Annotated in this window: 1 protein-coding gene; it reads left to right on the top strand. The window is 61.0% G+C overall.

The window, feature by feature from the left end:
• On the top strand, nt 1-783 hold a 783-nt coding region (locus GFB49_RS20915), incomplete at its 5' end, for a type IV secretory system conjugative DNA transfer family protein (RefSeq protein WP_153218196.1).
• Nucleotides 784-947: the final 164 nt, after the last annotated feature.

Raw genomic sequence — 947 nt, 5'->3', positions numbered from 1 at the left:
ATCGAGACCCTGCGGACCTATCGCGGCCACCTCGCTGTGGTCACCCAAACCATCCCTGCCCTCGATGAAATCTATGGCGAGAACACCCGCCGCGCGCTACAGGGCAACGCGGGTGTAAAGCTCTACCTGACGCCCTCCGATGAAAAAACAGTTGAAGAACTGAGCAAGGCGGTTGGCAAGACCACGAAGACCGTCATCACGCGCTCCCAGTCCATCGGCAAGAACCCCTTTGAAGGGCGCAGCCAGTCGACCCGGACCGAAGAAAGCTCCTTGCTCCCTGAAGACGAGGCGCGCCGCCTGCCGCTTGATGAGATCGTCATGGTGATCGACGCGCAGATGCCGGTCCGCGCGAAGCGGATCCAATATTTTGACGATCGGCTGTTCAAGGCGATCCACGCGGCGCAGACGGGGGAGTTGCCGTTTCCGAAGCCGGGAGGAGGGGGGCCGCAGGGGAACCTGCCGCTGAGTATGCGCGCCATGCCGATGACGCCGCCGTCGGATGGGCCAGGGGGAACAGAAGCCGATGTGGAGAGGGCGAGCCAGGCTGGCGATGGTCAACCGTCAGGCCAAGCCGACGCCGCTCCAAAGAAGACCGCGCCTGTCGTTCAAGCCGTCATCGCCGAGGAACAGCGCCAGATGGAGATGGATTTTGGCAGCGGCGTCGTGGATTCTGAAGCTGCGAGCGTAGCTGATGAGGCGCAGATGCGCTCTGCAGTCGATGGCTTGGACGAAATGGAAGCGATGCTGCGAGAGGAGGATGGTGAAAGGCTGGTTGCGCGATAGGGTGGCGGACATCGCCTGTTTGTCGGGGAGGGCGGATAGCGGTCATTTGCTGCAGGTACGAAGCATAGTTTCATTTCCAGCAAAAGCTGATGGGGTGGATGGCTCCTGCTTCAACCGGCGTCGCAATGCGCCATAGTGCAGGTGTCAAAATCTGCTTATGAGAG

The sequence above is a fragment of the Tritonibacter litoralis genome (assembly GCF_009496005.1).
Taxonomy (GTDB): Bacteria; Pseudomonadota; Alphaproteobacteria; order Rhodobacterales; family Rhodobacteraceae; genus Epibacterium; species Epibacterium litoralis.
This window is presented reverse-complemented; position numbering and strand designations above follow the sequence as displayed.